The sequence below is a fragment of the Sphingobium yanoikuyae genome (genome assembly GCF_013001025.1).
Classification (GTDB): domain Bacteria; phylum Pseudomonadota; class Alphaproteobacteria; order Sphingomonadales; family Sphingomonadaceae; genus Sphingobium; species Sphingobium yanoikuyae_A.
The window spans coordinates 76,420-92,244 of record NZ_CP053023.1 but is presented as its reverse complement, the minus strand read 5'-3'; the positions used below and the strand labels follow the sequence as shown (position 1 = coordinate 92,244).

Sequence of the window (15,825 nt, the reverse complement as noted above, 5' to 3'; positions counted from 1 at the left end):
GAACCGATCGATGCTGATAGAAACCTGTCTGGAACGCGAAGAGCCAGCCGACACCGCCCCCGAGGCCGGGGGCTGGGCGGAAAGGCTGACGCCCCGCTATGTCGCCAAGCCCTGGGGCCGGCGCGACGGCCTGCCGGCGCCGGACGAGGCGCAGCCGCTGGGCGAAATGATCTTCGAAGCGCCGGATGCGGGCCTGACGATCAAATGGCTGCAGACGAGCGAGCCGCTGTCGGTCCAGGTCCATCCACAGGGGCCCGGCCGCAAGCATGAATGGTGGCATGTCACCGAGGCGCTCCCGGGCGCCTATCTCGATCTCGGGCTCGAGGCGCCCGCTTCGCGTCAGGCGATCGCCCAAGCGGCCCGCGACGGAACGCTACCCTCGCTGCTTCGGCGAATTCGTCCGCGGGCAGGGGACAGCTTCTACATCAGAGCCGGGACGATCCATGCGCTCGGGCCCGGCCTCACCGTCCTCGAGGTCCAGGAGCACAGCGATGTGACCTATCGCCTCTTCGATTATGGGCGACCGCGCGAGCTTCACCTCGCCCAGGCCCTGTTCGAAGCGCGCACCGAGGTCGAGCCGGTGGAAGCCTTGCCCGGCGCAGGCGCGCCCTTCGCTCTCTCGCAGTTCGCCCTCAACCCGGGCGGCCAGGTCGTCCTCGTGCCCGAGCGCGCCTGTCTGGCCGTCCTGTCGGGCGAGGGCACGATAGCCGGCCGGCCCTTCGCGGCCAACCAATGCTGGCTCACGCACGGACCGGTCGCGCTGCATGCCGACACGCCCGCCCGCCTCGTTCTCGCCGAGCCCCGCTCCGCTCGGTCCACACTTGCTGAAGGAGATCTGTTGCCATGACTATCGATCTGACGCCGCCGCCGGTGCGCCATGTCGCACTCATCGGCAATTTCCCCCCGCGCCGCTGCGGTATAGCAACTTTCACGGCGGATCTGCACGCCGCGCTGAAAGCCGGCGATCCGGATCTCACCATCTCGACGATCGCGCTCAACGACCCCGGCGTGCATCACGATTATCCCCGCGAAGTCGGCTATGAGATCGCGCAGGATAATCTCTCCGACTATGTTGCGGCGGCGGAGCATATTAACGCGCTCAATCCCGACATCGTATGCCTTCAGCACGAGTTCGGGATCTTCGGGGGCGAGGCGGGCGACCATCTCCTTTCCCTCGTCGACAGACTGCGTGCGCCGATCGTGACCACGCTGCACACCGTGCTGACCGATCCCACGGCGGACCAGCGACGCGTGATGGACGCGCTGGCGCAGGCCTCCTCGCGGATCATCGTCATGACTGAGATGGGTCGCACCATCCTTGCCCGCGACATGGGCGTCCCGGCGAACAAGATCGTGGTGATTCCCCATGGCATTCCCGATATGCCGTTCCTCGACCCGGCTTTCGAAAAGCACCGCTTCGGGCTCGACGGGCGGCGCGTGGCGCTCACCTTCGGCCTGCTCTCGCCCAACAAGGGCATCGAGGTGATGATCTCGGCGCTGCCGCAGCTGGTGCGCGATCATCCCGATCTCATCTATGTGGTGCTCGGCGCAACCCATCCGCATCTGGTGGCCCGCGAGGGCGAAGCCTATCGCGAGGACCTTGCCCGGCAGGTCAGCGCGCTCGGGCTCGAGCGCAACGTCCGTTTCGTCAACGAATATGTCGATACGCACACCCTGCAAGCCTGGCTGTCGGCCTGCGACATCTACGTCACTCCCTATCTGACCGAAGCGCAGATCACGAGCGGCACGCTCTCCTACAGCGTGGGGCTCGGTAAGGCGGTCGTATCGACGCCCTACTGGCACGCACAGGAACTTTTGTCCGACGGATGCGGCGTGCTGGTTCCCTTCGCCTCGCCGGACGCCCTGGCGAAGGCGGTGGGCGACCTGCTGGGTGACGGTCGGCGCCGCGACGAATTACGGCGTAGCGCCTACCAGGCGGGGCGCGCCATGACATGGCCGGTGGTCGGCGGCAGCTATCTGTCGCTCTTCGCCCAGGCCCGGCTGGGCTCTCCCCTGGCGACCACGCTCGTCGGTTTGCGCCCGTCCGTCACGCCGGCGCCAGAGCCTTCGCTCGATGCTATCGATCGCATGACGGATGGTTGCGGCATGCTGCAGCATAGCCGCTCCAAGGTGCCGGACCGCCGACACGGCTATTGTCTGGACGATAATGCCCGGGCGCTGATGCTCGCAAGCGAATTTGCCCTGGAAGGGCTGGATACGCCGCGCGCAGCACGCCTTGCCAACATCTACGCGTCCTTTGTCGATTTCGCCTGGGACGAGGATGCGGGCCGCTTCCGCAACTTCATGGGCTATGATCGGGACTGGCTCGAGACGGAAGGGTCGCAGGACAGCTTCGGCCGCGGACTCTGGGCGCTGGGTCGGACCGCGCAGGCAACCGATGACCATGGTCTCAAGCTCTGGGCCACGGCGCTCGCCGACAAGGTTATTCCGGCGAGCAGCTTTCTGCAGAGCCCGCGCGCCCAGGCTTTCGCGACTTCCGGGCTTGCCGCGTTCTTGGCGGTCTATCCCGGCCATCGTCCCGCCCGTTTGCTGATGGAGACCTTCTCGGTCCGCCTGCTGGAACTGCTGCGCGCCAATCGCCGGGACGACTGGATCTGGTTCGAGCCGGTGCTGGCCTATGACAATGCGCGCCTCCCCGAAGCGCTGCTGCGCGCGGGCCGTGCGCTCGCGCGCCCCGATATGGTCGATGAAGCGATCGAGGCGCTTGCGTGGCTAGCCGAGCGCCAAACCGCGAAGGAAGGCCATTTCCGTCCGATCGGGACAGAGAGCTTCGGGCTCCCCCATGAAACGCCGCAGGCGTTCGACCAGCAGCCGCTTGAAGCCTGGGCCACGATCGAGGCTTGCGCCCTGGCGTTCGAGACGACCGGCGACGCCCAATGGCTCACCCATGTCGAGACCGCCTATGCCTGGTATCTGGGCGCCAACGATCTGGGTCTGCGACTGGCCTTGCCCGACGGCGGCTGTTTCGACGGCCTGCAGGTCGATCGGGTCAACCTCAACCAGGGCGCCGAATCCATTCTCGCCTGGCAGTTTGCAGCGCTTGGTGTGCGCCGACTGAGGGCCAGGAGCGACGGGTCGCAGAACCGGGAAGAGGGACAGGAGGAGGGGAGCGTCGCTGCATGTCGCTGATCCAGTCGATTCCCTTGCGGCTGCGGCCCAACCCGGCGCGGGTGGTCGTCCGGCCCTTGCAGATCGCGCCTGAACCACGCGATCTCAGCCCCGTCCAGAATGAGCGCATGCATCGCATCATCAATGGTGTGCGCGCCATGGAGGGCGCGACGGTGGACCGGGAACTGGCCGTCATCCTCGCCGATTTCGGGAACCGCCACCGCGAAATCCGCAGGGTGTTCGAAGAGCGCTTCGAGCAGGTCGCGCGCGAGGTGGAGCTGGCAGACAGTCTATCGCCCTCGGTTCGCCAGTTGATCGGCGCCTATTTCTGCCATGAATATTCGTTTGGCGCAGCGGCGGTGATGAACCCCAGCATCGTGCCGCATCCTGACCAGACTGGCGTACCGGAGGGCGGCTTGCGTTTCGTCCTGTCGCTGCGGGCGGTAGGCGAGGGGCATATCTCCTCGATCACCTTTCGCGAGGGCCTAATCCTACCGTGCGGCACGATCGAGATGGCGCCGGAACCCGATTTCGCGATTGCCGCGCGGCCCGAGACCGGGCCTGGCGGTGAAGTCCGCTTCACTCGGCACGTCGAGGGGATGCGGCTCGATGAGACCGTGCTCTTTCCCGCAACGCCCGCCCAGCGCAACGGGCTCGAGGATCTTCGCCTGGTGCGCTTCACCGATGACGACGCATCGACCTGCTATTACGGCACCTATACCGCCTATAGCGGCGCGGCGATCGCCTCGGAGCTTTTCGTCACCCGCGATTTCGAAACCTTTGCATTGCAGACGCTGACGGGTCCGGCGGCGCGGAACAAGGGCATGGCTCTGTTCCCCCGCCGGTTCGGCGGCGATTATCTGATGATCGGCCGGCAGGACAATGAAAGCCTGTTCCTGTTGCGCTCGCCCGATCTGCATCACTGGGAGGAAGGCGAGCGGATTCTGGGACCGCATTATCCTTGGGAACTGGTTCAGATGGGCAATTGCGGCGCGCCGATTGAGCTTGAGGAAGGTTGGCTCGTCCTCACCCACGGCGTGGGCGCGATGCGCAAATATGCCATTGGCGCGGTGCTGCTGGACAAGGATGATCCCTCGCGGGTCATCGGCCGCTCGGCGGTGCCACTCCTGTCGCCTTCCGATGAGGACCGGGAAGGCTATGTTCCTAATGTCGTCTATACATGCGGGGCGATCGCGCATGGCGGAAGGCTGTTCATGCCCTATGGCGTTGCCGATACGTCGGTAAGCTTTGCCAGGATCGAGATAGCCGATCTGCTCGCCGCGCTGCGCGCGCCCGACAGCATGGATTTGCTCAATGACAACGAACTGGAGTGGCGGGGCCATGAACGCATTGCCGAATGACATGAAGGTAGATGACTCCCCGCCGAGCGAGGGTGCCGCTCTCAAAAGCGTGCGCACCCTGATGGCGCAAAGCGGTGTTCCTTTTGGCACGAGCGGCGTCAGGGGACCCGTCTCGGCCATGACCGACGCGCTCTGTTTTGCCTATACCAGCGCATTCCTCCAGTATTTGCGATCGATCGATGAGTTTGCCCCGGGCCAGCCCGTGGCGCTGGCCGGCGATCTGCGTCCCAGCACACCGCGGATCGTGCAGGCCTGTGCGGCGGCGGTCCGCGCCGCCGGCGGCGTGTTGGTGAACTGCGGGCTCGTGCCGACGCCGGCGCTGGCCTATTACGCGCTGGGCCGCAAGATGCCCTCGATCATGGTGACGGGAAGCCATATTCCGGCTGATCGTAACGGGATCAAATTCTACCGGCCGACAGGCGAGGTCCTCAAGTCGGACGAGGCCGGCATGCTCGAGCAGCGGGTCTCACCCGACGACAGCCTTTTCGATGCGTCGGGCACGCTCCTGAGCGCTGAACCGCTGCCTCCGACCGTCGAGATCACAAGCGCCTATCGCGATCGGTACGTCGGCTTCTTCGGCGCGGACGCACTCAAGGGCGTGACAGTCGGGGTCTACCAACATTCCGCGGTGGGGCAGGACGTCCTGGTGAGCGTGCTCGAGGCGCTCGGCGCCATCGTGCTGCCATTCGGCCGATCCGAAAGCTTTGTGCCGGTCGACACCGAAGCCATTCGCGATGAGGACATCATTCTGGCGCACGCGTGGGCGAACGACCACACGGTCGATGCGATCGTGTCGACGGACGGGGACTCGGACCGGCCGCTCGTCGCCGACGCGCAGGGGACTTGGCTTCGCGGTGATATCACCGCCCTGCTGTGCGCTCGCGCGCTTGGCGCGGACCGCGTCGTGACCCCGGTGAGCAGCAATAGCGCGGCCGAGCTTTCAGGCGCGTTTGTCGCGGTTCGGCGGACGCGGATCGGTTCACCCTATGTGATCGCCGCCATGCAGGAGGAGATCGCGGCCGACCCGGGCGCGATCGTCTGCGGTTATGAGGCCAATGGCAGCGTCCTGCTCGGCTCGACGGTGCTCGACGGTGACCATCCGCTGGATGCCCTTCCCACGCGCGACGCTGTCTTGCCGATCGTTTCGGTACTCGCGGCCGCCAGGCGAAGCAGCGTCGCGGAACTGGTCGCGAGCCTGCCGCAGCGCGCGACCCATAGCGACCGCCTCCCGGATGTGGCTCCGGCGCAAAGCGCGGCGCTTCTGGGCTGGCTCAGGGAGGGATCAGCCGAGGAGCAACGGGCGCGCATCGAAACCTGTTTCGGTACGATTGGCGGCCAGGTGGTGGAGATCGACACCACCGATGGTCTGCGCGTGACATTCGACCGCGGCGTCGTCATCCATCTGCGCGCGTCGGGCAATGCGCCGGAACTGCGCTGCTACACCGAGGCGACGACCGCTGCTGCCGCGGAGGACCTGAGCCGGTGCGCGCTGATCATCCTTCGCGACGAATTGTTGCCTCTTTCTCATCCAGATTGAAAGCAAAGCCGGCGGCATCAGTTTGCCTTTCATCGCGATGATCATGGAGCGCGAGGCGGGCGTGCGCCTGTAAGACAGCGACCGTGAGAGCAGGCTGCGAAGATGCTGCTGGCTACCATGACCTTCCGGGCGTAACTCCGTATGAACAGTCTGGAGCCGCGCTTGACCGAAAACATAAAAATACCTGACACCTATGAAGACATATTTGTGGGGGACAGCGAGATGGCCCGGCTGCTGCGTGTCCATGATTGGACCGCAACGCCGCTTGGTTCTCCGCAACACTGGCCCGACGGGCTCAAGGTCGCGTTGCGCCTGTTGCTGACGTCGAAATTCGAAATGTGGCTCGGTTGGGGGCCCGACATCCATTTCTTCTACAACGACGCCTACCGGCCGACACTGGGCAACAAACACCCGCGCTCTATTGCCATGCCGACGCGCGAGCTGTGGGCCGAGATCTGGGACGACATCAAAGGACGTCTCGAAACGGTCTACCAGAAGGGCGAGGCGACCTGGGACCGCGCTCTTCTGCTCATCCTGGAGCGCGCGGGATATCCCGAGGAGACCTATCACACCTTTTCCTACAGCCCCCTCCTGGGCGACCGGGGGACGGTCGAGGGCGTGTTTTGCGCGGTCAGTGAGGAGACCGACCGGGTCATCAGCGAACGGCGGCTGGAATCGCTGCGCCAGCTCGCGTTGGCCCTTGCAGGCGCCCAAGGGCATGAGGCCGTGCTCGACGCTGTCGAGGCGGAGCTCGCGCGCAACGATCGCGACATGCCCTTTGCGCTTGTCTACCTTTTCGACGAAACGGGCGCCCCTGTCCTGGCGCGCAACTGCGCGGGGATGGATCCCGATCACCCCTGCGCGCATGCAGCAGGTGCGGCGGAAGGTCCCTGGGGGGTCAAGCGGGTTCAGCTCGATTGGACCGCTCCCCTAATCGACGAATGGACGCACGCCGATCTCCCAACCGGATCCTGGGACCGTCCGCCCACCAAGAGCGCCGTCGTTCCCCTGGTCGATCGCGGGAACGACCGGCCACTGGGCGCCCTCGTGGTCGGCCTCAATCCATATCGTCCCGCCGGTGAGCAATATCTGAGTTTCCTCGAATTGCTTGCCGGCCAGATCACCGCAGGCCTGACGAGCAGCTATGCCTTCGAAGCGGAACGTGAGCGCGCGGCGGCGCTGGCGGAAGTCGCCACGATGCGCGAGGAAGCCTCGCGCGTCCTCGAACAGGCGAACCGCCAGCTGATCTCGGAGGTGGAACTGCGAACGCAGGAGCGCGATCGCATTCGCCGGCTCTTCCGCCAAGCCCCGAGCTTCATGTGCATCTTGAAGGGCCCTGACCATGTCTTCGACATGGTCAACGACGCCTATCAGCAACTTGTCGGCCATCGCGATGTGGTCGGCATGCCCCTTCGCGACGGGCTTCCTGAAATAGCCGGGCAGGGTTTCATCGAGCTGCTGGACAGGGTGTACCAGACCGGCGAGCCCTTTGTGGGCCGCAATCTCGAAGCCCATCTCCAGCGCACGCCGGAGGGGCCGCTCGAGACCCGCTTCGTGAACCTCATCTATCAGCCGATCGTCGAGCCGGACGGCAGTGTCTCGGGCATCTTTGTCGACGGCTACGACGTGACGCATCAGAAGCGCGCGGAGGACCAGCTCCACAATCTCAACGAGACGCTCGAACACAGGGTCGAGCAGCGCACTGAAGAACTCGGCACGGCCCTTGGCCGGCTGCAGCGCGAAACGCTGGACCGCGAGGCTGCCGAAGCGGCGCTGCGCCAGTCGCAGAAGCTCGAAGCGCTCGGCAAGCTGACGGGCGGCGTTGCACATGATTTCAACAATCTGCTGCAGGTGGTGAGCGGAAACCTCCAGCTGCTGTCGCGCGACATTGCAGGAAATGAGCGCGCCGAGCAGCGTGTGCAGAATGCGTTGGCAGGCGTCTCGCGCGGCGCGAAGCTCGCCTCGCAGCTCCTCGCCTTCGGCCGCAGACAACCGCTCGAGCCCAAGGTGGTCAATTTGGGCCGCCTCATCAACAATATGGACGATCTCCTGCGCCGGGTCATCGGCGAGGATGTCGAGATCGAGACCATCGTGAGCGGCGGATTGTGGAACTGCCTCGTGGATCCGGGTCAGATCGAAAACGCCATCCTCAATCTGGCGATCAATGCGCGAGATGCCATGCCGGATGGCGGCCGCCTGACGATCGAGGCGGCCAACGCCTGGCTCGATGATGACTATGCCCGCCAGCACGACGAAGTCACCGCCGGGCAATATGTGATGGTGGCCGTTACTGATACCGGCACAGGCATGGCGCCGGAAATCATCGACCAGGTCTTCGAACCATTTTTCAGTACCAAGCCGGAAGGCAAGGGGACGGGGCTTGGTCTTTCAATGGTCCATGGCCTCGTCAAGCAGTCGGGTGGCCATATCAAGATCTACAGCGAGGTGGGTGAGGGCACGACAATCAAGCTCTACCTGCGCCGCGAGACTGCCCGGGAAGACATACTCACCGATACGAGCACGGGACCGGTGCGGGGCGGCTCCGAGACGGTCCTCGTGGTGGAGGACGACGATGCCGTCCGCGAGACCGCCGTCTGCCTGCTGTCCGAACTTGGATACCGGGTGCTGAAGGCGCGCGACGCGCAAAGCGCGCTCACCGTCATCGAGAGTGGCGTGCCGATGGATCTTCTCTTCACTGACGTCGTCATGCCCGGCCCGCTGCGTAGTCCCGAACTTGCGCGCCGAGCGAAGGAACGGCTGCCGAACCTCGCGGTGCTCTTCACCTCGGGCTATACTGAGAACGCGATCGTGCATCATGGCCGGCTCGATCCGGGGGTCGAGCTTCTTTCCAAGCCCTACACGCGCGAAGCGCTTGCCCGCAAAGTCCGCCACGTGCTGGCCAACGAAGCACAGCACCGATTGATCGCGAAGGGCGGCGGAAACGCACCGGAGCCATCGCCCTCGCCGGCGTCCCAGCCCGTGCGGGAGGCCCGCACCCTCCGTATCCTCCTTGTCGAAGACGACGGACTGATCCGCTTCAACACCGCGGACATGCTCGCCGATCTTGGCCATGCCGTCCTGGAAGCCGAGGACGCCGAAGCTGCCGAAGCGCTGCTGGGGCAAAACGAGGTCGACCTTGTCCTGACCGATGTCGGCTTGCCCAAGGCGTCCGGCATCGACCTTGCCAGGACCGTCAAGGCGCGTGTCCCCGCGCCAGCGATCATTTTCGCCAGCGGCGATGGCAGCGGCATTTCATCCACCGAATTTCCCGATGCCGCAATCCTGCTCAAGCCTTACAGTCAGGAGGATCTGCGCCGTGTGGTGTCGGCGATCTCCCTCGACCCAGCGAAGAGTGATCCCGCATAGCGGGATAGCGGGGAGTCATCGGACGACAAATGCCACATCTCACGCCATGGCGGCGAGGAATTTGTGATGCTCTTCAGGGGATGCACCCTTACCGGAGCCAAGGAGCGCCTTGACCGGCTGCGCGAGAGCCTCGCCGAGCGGCGTCTGGTCAACCGGCACAATGACGAGCCCTTCGGCCAGATTACCTTCTCGGCGGGCGTGGCTGACGTCTTCGATCATCCCGACCCGCGCACTGCGCTCAAGGCCGCCGACGAGGCGCTTTATGCGGCCAATGACCGGGGGCCGCAATCAGATCCGCGTCGCGCCCAAGCCGGGCACCGCTCGCTAAAAGGTCAGGAGCGCGCTTGCCGCAGGACGTCCCGGACCACCGACGCGGGAACCGCGAAACCGATGCCGACATTGCCTTCGAACGGCGCCAGGATCGCCGTGTTGATTCCGATAACCTCACCGCGCATGTTGATGAGCGGCCCTCCGGAATTGCCTGGATTGATCGGTGCATCGGTCTGGATGAGGCCGACCGGGCTTTGCGGCGTCAGGCCGCGGCCCAGCGCACTGACGATCCCTGCCGTGACGGTTTGCCCGAGGCCGAAGGGATTGCCGACTGCGACGACATAGTCGCCGACCTCGGCGGTATCGGCACTGGCAAGCGGCGCGGCTTTCAGGTTCCGAGCCGGAATCTGCAAAACCGCGATGTCCGCGTCGGGACTGACGCCGACCAGCCGGGCTTCCAGCTTGCGCTGGTCCTGGAGCATGACAACGATCATGAGGCCGTCCTTGACGACATGAGCGTTGGTCAGAACCAGCCCGCGTGCGGCATCGACGATGACCCCCGAGCCGGCGGACAGGCGCGGCTCGAGCGCCACGTCCGGGACCCCGAAATGACGGCGAAAATAGGGATCGCGAAGCAGGGGATTTTGCGCATAGGGGGAGGGATAGGCCACCGCGATGTTCACCACTGCCGGCGAGATGCGCTTGACCAGCGGAGCGACGGTGAGTCGGCTGATCGGCACCGGCTCTGCTGCGGGAACGGGAGGGATATCCCGCGCTGCGCCGCCCCATGAGAACCCCCAGCCGAACAAGAGGTCAGCCAGCAAGGCACAGCCGAGGGCGCCGATAAAAAGCCCCCCACGCTTCATGACAGGCCCGCGTGGTGATGCGGATCGGCTGCGGTGCCTCTGCCTTGAATGGGGCCGGGGTCTGCAAGCACTGGATAGTTTCCACAACAGCGGGCATGGGGCCCCGTGGGCCAGCAGCAAAGCGGCGCCATGGCACTAAGCTGGAAGGCCTGAAGGGCGGGCTGGACGGGGCGCCGGCGGGGCTTGTCATGGGTGATGAAGCTTAGCCCGCGCCCACGGCAATAGGCCTCCGCAGCCTCGCGCGTGGCAAATTCGAGCATCAGGGAAGAGAGTGGATCTCCTGCCCCGGTCCATCCCGTCAGCGGATCGGGCAAGGGCGCGAACCGCTCCCTAAAGCGCATCCGCCAGCGGCCCCGCCGCGCGCGCCCGGGGTGGTCGGCATAGGGATCGGGCTCGATGATCGCCTGCGCATCAGGCGGCAGCGCGCTGGTATAGCGCTGCCATGTCGGCTGCATGGCGATCGCATCTTCATTGTCGTTGGCCCCTTTGGGAGTCGGCCGCACCCCGGGGGCGGCGGGTAGCGGACTGGTCAGACTTGGTTGCGTTGCCATCCTATCCTCCAAGATGAGGGCGGCCCGATCAGGCCGCCCTCTCTTCCTGGTCAGTTCTTGTTGATCGGAATGCGCCGGACGCTGTCGACGTCTCCCTCCTTGCGCGGGATGGTGACGGTCAACACGCCGTTGCTGAAGCTGGCCTGCGCCTTGTCGGGTTCCACGCCCTTGGGCAGGTGAATCCGCCGTTCGAACCGGCCATAGCTCCGTTCCGAATAGCCGCGATCCTTGTCCTCGAGCTCGGACTTCTTCTCGCCCTTCAAGGCGAGGACGCCGTCCGCGATCGAGAGATCGACCTGCGACTCGTCCATGCCGGGCAGTTCGGCCGTGACGCGGATGTCCTCGTCGGTTTCGCTGAGTTCGATACGCGGATAGTCGATGACATGGCCCAAGGCCGTGAGCGACGACGGCAGGCCCCGCCACAGATCGTCGAACAGGCGATTCACATCGCGGTGAAGCGACATGAGCGGATGGGTGGTCCGATCCCGCTCCGGCTCAGCGCCTACGACCGCGGGTAGCCGGTTTTCCTGCCGGCTCCAGGGAATGAGATCACGAAGAGACATGATGATCATCTCCTTTTGAGGCTGGATTGTGGGGTATGGCCTGCCGGCCGCCGTTTCCGAAGGAACGACGCCGGCAGAACCACTTGGAGCGCGAGATCAGGCCGCCTTGGCTTCCTGGTGCTGCGTCTCGATCTGCGCGGGCTCGGGGGACGACCCGCCGATCGCGATACGCCGGGGCTTCATCGCCTCGGGCACGACGCGCTTGAGGGCAATGGTCAGAAGACCATTGTCGAAGGAAGCCTCGCCGACTTCGATATGATCGGCGAGCTGGAAGCGGCGTTCGAAGGCCCGCGCGGCAATGCCGCGGTGCAGATACTCGCTCTTGCCGTCGTCATCGGCGCGCTTGCCCGTGACGGTGAGCTGGTTCTGCTGCGCCACGACCTCGACGTCCTCGGGACGGAAACCCGCCAGGGCGAGCGTGATCTGATAGCTGTCCTCGCCGTTCCGCAGAATGTCGAACGGTGGATAGCCATCGGAGCCATCGCCCCGCATGCCCGTCTCGAGCAGATCGAAGAGTCGGTCGAAGCCGACGGTGGAGCGCCGATAGGGCGCAAAGTCAAAATTGGTTCTCATTTCCAAATCCTCCGGTTGAGCAATTTGGGCATGAGAAGCGCCGGTACAGTAGAGCCGACGCTCTCTATGTCCAACCGGACCCGAACGGCGTCCGGCACCCCAGACGTAATTTCGGCAAACGCAGATTCAAGAGATAAAAAAGGAAAGGAAACAGAGGTCTGAAGAAATTTGGGCTCACTGAACCTGCGGATTTAGTCTCTGGCGATCACCCATCGGGATCCCGCGAAAACGGGAGCTGCGCACGTAGGCCGAACACTGCGGGATCAGGATAATGTTAACCAGACTCGCTTACCCTTGCCGCAAGGCAAAGGGTTCGTGTGCGTATGAATGGGCAGTGGTTCTGCTGATCGTCAATGCGGTGGTGGCAGGCCTCTTTGCGCTCAGCTATTTCCTGATCGCCCGCATCAGTCGGGGACAACGTCCGGTCATCGCGTTCGGGGTCAGCTACCTTTTGGGCATGGTGACGCCGATCAGCGAGATTGCGATCCGGCTGACCGATTATCCCGCGCCCTTCATGCTGGCGAGCTACATGGCGCTGTTGGGCGGTTTCCTCGCCATGGCGGCCGCGCTCAGCATCTTTCATCGCAAGCGCCCACCCTGGACAGCGATCGCCACTCTTGCCGTGCTGGGCCTGATCACGCGCATTGCGATCTGGGGCGGGACGCGAGACGATCTCATTTATGAGCTGGCCTTCCAGCTGCCCTTGGCCCTCGGCATTCTCCTGTGCAGCCATACGGCCTTTCGCACCGGCAAGGGCCAGCTCAACCACACCCTGGCCGGGCTGTTTCTCCTGAGCGGTCTCAACTTTTTCATCAAACCCTTCGTTGCTGCCGCCCTGGGGTCGGGACAAACCGCAAGAGACTATGCCGGGAGCGCCTATGCGCTTTATTCCCAAGCCAGCACGGCCATCCTACTGACGGCTGCCGGGCTCACCGTTCTGCTGATCGTCATCCAGACGACCATTCAGGAATATGTGCGCACGGCGGAGACCGATCATCTCTCAGGCCTCCTCAATCGCTGCGGTTTCGACCGTCAGGCGCAGGCGCTGCTGGCATCGGCTCCAATCGGCAAGCGCCAGCTCTGTGCCGTGATGATCGACCTCGACCATTTCAAACGGATCAACGACTGCTTTGGGCATGATATGGGCGACCGGGTTATCCAGGCCTTTGCCGATATCCTGCGCAGTACGGCGCCCAAGTCCGCCCATCTTGCGCGCACCGGCGGCGAGGAATTCGTGATCCTGCTCAATCGGGTCTCCGCGCCCGCGGCTGGCCTTATCGTCGAGGCCATGCGCGCCCATACGCGCGAACATGGCCAGGCCGACCTGCCCACTTTCAGCTTCAGCGCGGGAATTGCGCAATACCAGGCGGGAGACAGCCTAGCCGACCTCATGCGCCGCGCCGATCAGGCATGCTACCGACCCAAGACCTTGGGACGTGATCGTATCGAGACCGACGACGGGATAGCGAAGGCAGTGAATGCCTGAAGGCCAGCACCCGGCCCTGGAACCACTTCGATTTTTGAAAGACAGCATGCGCCGCCTTCTCGCCCTTACAATCGCCCTCGTCTCGTCGAGCTTTCCGGCCCTTGCGCGGGCCGCCGAGCAGACCGCCGCGGCTGCCCCTATCATCGTCACCGCGCAGAAGATCGAGCAGCGCGACCTAGAGTGCCGATCACCCTTTCGGTCGCGACCGCGCCGCGCCTCCACGAGCTCGGGGTGACGGACATCGGCGAACTCTCGGCCTATGTGCCGGGCCTCAATATCCAGATCCAAAGCCCGCATAGCCCCGGTGTCGTGATCCGCGGCATCACGTCGGACAATGGCGCCGCGCAGCAGCCGCCGCGCGTCAGTGTCTACTATAACGGGGTCGACATCTCCCGCGCGCGCGGCGCCTATCAAGGCCTCTTCGACCTTGCACGGATCGAGGTTGCCAAGGGACCGCAGGCGACGTTGTTCGGCACGGCCGCCACGATCGGAGCGGTCAGCCTGGTCCCCAATCTTGCGCGGCCGGGTTTCTCGGCCGGCCTCACGAGCGCCATCGGCAATCTCGGCGCCCCGCGCGAGGAAGGCTTCATCAACATCGGTTCCGAGCGGATCTCCGCTCGCGTCGCGGGGCAGTGGAAGAAGCGCGATGGCTACGTCCCAAATCTCGCGCCGGGCCAGGATGATCTCTATGCGCAGGACCAGCTCGGGCTGCGCGGCGCTCTCCATTTTCAGCCGACGGAGAGTCTTTCCGCGAATCTCGTTCTTACCTACGACCGGCAGCGCAATTCCGGAACGCCCTTCCTGTCGCGGCGGCTTGGCTCGACGGCGGCGCAAGGTATCTTCGGGGCAGCCTATCTCGGTGGCTCGCCAGCGTCCGGGGCAGTGCTCGGGGGCGATAAGCTCGGGATCGACCGCCACGTCTATGATGTGAACCTCTCGGTGACCGCGAACATCGCCGATGGCTGGTCCTGCACGACGACCAATGGCTATCGCCGGTTCAATTCGCGCGAGGTGCTCGACGCCGACGGGTCGGCAGCATGGTATCTGGAATTCGCCGAGCAGGCCAAAGGCTGGCAGGCAAGCCATGAAGGCCGTTTCACATATCGTGACGCTCAATGGCGGGCGATCTTCGGCTGGAACGCTTTCATCGAAAACGGATCGCAGACAGTCCCCTTCTCCACCGAGGTCGGCACCTATCTGCAGTGCACCGCCAATCTGGTCCCGGGGCTTGGCTGTGTCGATGCGAACAACCAGGTCACTGCATCGCGGGCAACCGCGCTTCTGTCGCGAGGGCTGGCGACCGTCATTCCCTATTCGAGCTGGTACCGCAACTCGGGCCGCAATACGACCTGGTCGCTGTTCGGCGATGTGAGTTGGAAGGCAGCGCCGCGTCTGGAGTTTCTAGCCGGCGCTCGGCTGCTGATCGAGGACCGGCGCTCGGGCTATACCGCGCAGCAGCCCAATGCGCCGCTCTACGGCCGCCCGCTGCTGCCACTTGTCGACACGGCCGGGGCCACCTATACCGCCAAGCGCAGCTTTACCGCTCTCCTTCCGCGCTTCAGCCTGGTCTATCATCTGTCGCCCGCGAGCACGCTGTTCGCCACCATCTCGCAAGGCCGTCGCTCACCCGCTGTGCAGCTTTCGGCTGCGACGGGGCCTGTACCCGACCTGTCGATCGTCCCGGCCGAGACGGTCTGGAACTACGAGGCGGGTCTGAAGATCGCGCGCGGCGCCATCAGTGGCGCGGTTTCGGTCTATTATGACCGCTATCGCAACTTCCAGGTCACTGTCATCGATGTCTCGAGCGGCGCGGTCCGCATCGACAATGCCGGGTCGGCGGGCAATGCGGGCGTCGAGGCGGAACTGGACGTGCGTCCGGTCCGGGGCGTTCGCTTCTTTGGCAACATGGCTTACACGGGCGCGCGGATCGACGATCGGCCTGCCAACGGTATCTATGCTGGCGATCGCTTTCGGCTCCAGCCCCGCTGGCAGGCGTCGGCAGGGATAGATGATCGAACACCCCGTATCAGATGTCGTCAGCCTCTTTGCCGCGCCGAACGTCACCTACCGCTCCAAGCTCTATTTCGAACTGCCCAATAGCGAGGCCATCAGCCAGTCCGCAG

The 15,825-nt window shown here is 64.6% G+C and carries 11 protein-coding genes and 1 pseudogene; 8 read left to right on the top strand and 4 right to left on the bottom strand.

Annotated elements, in window-relative coordinates; all coding sequences use genetic code 11:
• Positions 1-10: 10 nt before the first annotated feature.
• The 6 genes and pseudogenes from HH800_RS27485 to HH800_RS29265 form a co-directional block, all read left to right on the top strand.
• Positions 11-847 carry a class I mannose-6-phosphate isomerase gene (locus HH800_RS27485; protein WP_066701766.1) on the top strand — a complete coding sequence of 279 codons (837 nt, stop codon included), beginning with the start codon at positions 11-13 and terminating at the stop codon, positions 845-847.
• Positions 844-3,150 carry a glycosyltransferase family 4 protein gene (locus HH800_RS27480; protein ID WP_066701769.1) on the top strand — a complete coding sequence of 769 codons (2,307 nt, stop codon included), beginning with the start codon at positions 844-846 and terminating at the stop codon, positions 3,148-3,150. The genes HH800_RS27485 and HH800_RS27480 overlap by 4 nt, the downstream gene beginning before the upstream one ends.
• Complete coding sequence (locus HH800_RS27475) at positions 3,141-4,490, top strand: glycoside hydrolase family 130 protein (protein ID WP_066701770.1); 1,350 nt, start codon at positions 3,141-3,143, stop codon at positions 4,488-4,490. Before HH800_RS27480 ends, HH800_RS27475 begins: the two co-directional genes overlap by 10 nt.
• The gene (locus HH800_RS27470) at positions 4,471-6,027 is read left to right on the top strand and encodes a phosphomannomutase (protein ID WP_083952558.1); all 1,557 of its coding nucleotides are present in this window, start codon (positions 4,471-4,473) and stop codon (positions 6,025-6,027) included. Before HH800_RS27475 ends, HH800_RS27470 begins: the two co-directional genes overlap by 20 nt.
• 141 nt (positions 6,028-6,168) lie before the next feature.
• Entirely contained in the window at positions 6,169-9,393 is a 3,225-nt protein-coding gene (locus HH800_RS27465) for a response regulator (protein ID WP_217998381.1), read from the top strand.
• A 66-nt stretch (positions 9,394-9,459) separates the two neighbouring features.
• Positions 9,460-9,615 (top strand): annotated as a pseudogene (locus HH800_RS29265) (GGDEF domain-containing protein); the annotation flags it as partial.
• A gap of 110 nt (positions 9,616-9,725) precedes the next feature.
• On the opposite strand, the gene HH800_RS27455 reads toward HH800_RS29265, so the two are convergent.
• The 4 genes from HH800_RS27455 to HH800_RS27440 form a co-directional block, all read right to left on the bottom strand.
• Positions 9,726-10,487, bottom strand: a complete 762-nt coding sequence (locus HH800_RS27455) for a trypsin-like peptidase domain-containing protein (RefSeq protein ID WP_235682171.1) — start codon at positions 10,485-10,487, stop codon at positions 9,726-9,728.
• A gap of 38 nt (positions 10,488-10,525) precedes the next feature.
• Positions 10,526-11,080 (bottom strand): NADH dehydrogenase ubiquinone Fe-S protein 4, encoded by a 555-nt coding sequence (locus HH800_RS27450; RefSeq protein ID WP_083952596.1) that lies wholly within the window; start codon positions 11,078-11,080, stop codon positions 10,526-10,528.
• A gap of 50 nt (positions 11,081-11,130) precedes the next feature.
• On the bottom strand, positions 11,131-11,643 hold the full coding sequence (locus HH800_RS27445; protein WP_066702638.1) for an Hsp20/alpha crystallin family protein: 513 nt from the start codon (positions 11,641-11,643) through the stop codon (positions 11,131-11,133).
• Positions 11,644-11,739: 96 nt separating this feature from the next.
• On the bottom strand, positions 11,740-12,216 hold the full coding sequence (locus tag HH800_RS27440) for an Hsp20 family protein (RefSeq protein ID WP_008829907.1): 477 nt from the start codon (positions 12,214-12,216) through the stop codon (positions 11,740-11,742).
• 334 nt (positions 12,217-12,550) lie between these two features.
• Between HH800_RS27440 and HH800_RS27435 the strand changes: the two genes are divergently transcribed.
• Both HH800_RS27435 and HH800_RS27430 read left to right on the top strand, forming a co-directional pair.
• Positions 12,551-13,702, top strand: coding sequence for a sensor domain-containing diguanylate cyclase (locus HH800_RS27435; RefSeq protein ID WP_232037455.1), 1,152 nt, complete (start codon positions 12,551-12,553; stop codon positions 13,700-13,702).
• Between the two features lie 180 nt (positions 13,703-13,882).
• A complete protein-coding gene (locus tag HH800_RS27430; RefSeq protein ID WP_232037456.1) occupies positions 13,883-15,802 on the top strand; it encodes a TonB-dependent receptor in 1,920 nt (639 codons plus the stop codon).
• The last annotated feature ends 23 nt before the right edge of the window (positions 15,803-15,825 follow it).